Origin of the sequence: Thauera phenylacetica B4P (assembly GCF_000310225.1) — a bacterium.
In the GTDB taxonomy this organism is placed as follows: domain Bacteria; phylum Pseudomonadota; class Gammaproteobacteria; order Burkholderiales; family Rhodocyclaceae; genus Thauera; species Thauera phenylacetica.
Genome location: NZ_AMXF01000421.1, coordinates 1 through 1,786 on the forward strand (window position 1 = coordinate 1; position 1,786 = coordinate 1,786).

Annotated in this window: 2 protein-coding genes; both read right to left on the reverse strand. The window is 74.4% G+C overall.

The genetic code is table 11. The features are described 5' to 3' along the window. Nucleotides 1-137: 137 nt before the first annotated feature. Nucleotides 138-971 carry a metallophosphoesterase family protein gene (locus tag C667_RS22670; protein ID WP_039922900.1) on the reverse strand — a complete coding sequence of 278 codons (834 nt, stop codon included), beginning with the start codon at nt 969-971 and terminating at the stop codon, nt 138-140. A gap of 10 nt (nt 972-981) precedes the next feature. Next, nucleotides 982-1,786: diacylglycerol/lipid kinase family protein (locus C667_RS22675; protein WP_004387532.1), on the reverse strand; the 805-nt coding region annotated here is incomplete at its 5' end.

The following is a 1,786-nucleotide window of genomic DNA, read 5'->3' on the forward strand; positions in this document are numbered from 1 at the left end:
GCCGCAGGGGGCGTGCGCATGGCTAGCGGCGCAAGCCCGGCCCGAGGTGCCGGCGCCGGGCCGGCCCGAGGCGCCGGAGTCGTCCCGGCCGACGAAGGGGACGCGGCCCTCGCCAGGCAAGGGCGAGGGTCTCGCGCTCAGGAGCGCTCGGGTTGCACGGGCGTGACCGCCCTGCGGACGAAGCGCCGCTCGTCGCGCACGAAGTCCCACTGCTCGACGAGGCAGCTTCCACCCGCTGCCGACCCCTGCGGCGCCGGTGTGTCGTGGGCGCCGGATGGTTCGTTCCAGCGCACGATATTGACCGAGTTGGGCACCTCGGCGCGCGTGCGCGAGGAGACGGCGGTGCCGGCCTGGAGCACCCAGAGTCGGCGCGCAAGCCCTTGCGGTGCCAGCGTGTAGGGCAGGTGGATGTGCCCGCCGAGGACGAGGTCGGCCCCGGCGACCGACCAGGCCTGCAGCGCGGCCTGGTGGCCGCGCAGCAGGTTGGCGCGGTCTCGGCTGCGGATCACCGCTGCGGGCTGGTGCACCACCACCACGCGCAGCTGCCGCGGACTCGCCGCGGCCAGCAGGCCTGCCACACGGTCGATCTGCGCCGCCGACACCTCCCCGTGTTTGTGCCGCCAGGCGCGGGTGGTGTTGACGCCCACGACGAGCAACTCCGCCGACGCGTGCACCGGCTCGAGATCGGCGCCGAACACCTCGGCCCAGCGCGCGTAGGGGCGGGCCAGGCGCGCCCACGGATCGAACAGGGCGATGTCGTGGTTGCCCGGCACCGCCAGAACCGGCGCCCCCAGCCGCTCGACGAAGGCCTTCGCCGCACGAAACTGGGCCGGTCGCGCGCGCTGCGTGACATCGCCCGCGAGCACCACCAGGTCGGGCCGCTGCCGCGCCGCCAGCGCGACCAGGGCCTCGACGACCGGTCGCTGCTCGGTGCCGAAGTGGGTGTCCGCGATATGCAGCAGGACGCTCACGCCGCCGCCCTCACGCCCCGGCCGCCGGCTCACCCGCCGCGCCGGGTGCCTGGAGCAGGTACAGGGGTTGGTCCAGCACGCGCAGGTCGATGGGCGCGCGCATCCGCGCCACCTCGCCGTCGAAGGCCACCACGATCTCCTTGCGGCCGCGCGCCAGCCTGGGCTTCACCACCATGTGGGTGAACTCGAAGCACTCCACGCCGGCGGCCTCTCCCAGCCTGCCCATCGCTCCGCGCAGCATCAGCCCGAGCATCGACAGCGTGCCGATGGGCCGCAGCATCAGCGCGGCCAGGCTGCCATCGCCGGGCGTGCCGACGACGGTATCTTCCGGCTCCGCGCCCAGCTGCTGCAGCTGCAGCCGGTTGTTGCCCACGAAGAGGGTGAGCGTCTGCACGTCGCGAACCGTGGCGCCGGTCTCGATGTGCAGGCGCAGCCGGCGCTGCGCACGCAACAGCGTCGCGCAGCCGGCGACGAAGGCCACCCAGCGGCTGCGGCCGAAGCGGGCCTTGTAGGCCTCGCGGTCCTGCAGCAGCTCGGGATAGACGCCCAGGCTGGCATTGACCAGGAAGACGCGGTCGTTGATGCCCCCCACCTGCACGGGTTGCGGGTGCGCATCCAGCACGTGCCGCACCGCGGCCGCGGGCTCGGTGGGGATGCCGTGCGTGCGCGCGAAGTAGTTGAAGGTCCCGTAGGGGATGACGCCCATCGGGCAACCTGCCGCGTGCGCCGCCTGGGCCACCGTGCCGAGGCTGCCGTCGCCGCCGACGGCGACCACCGCCGTGCCGTGCGCCAGCGCCGCCGCCGCGGCCTCGGCG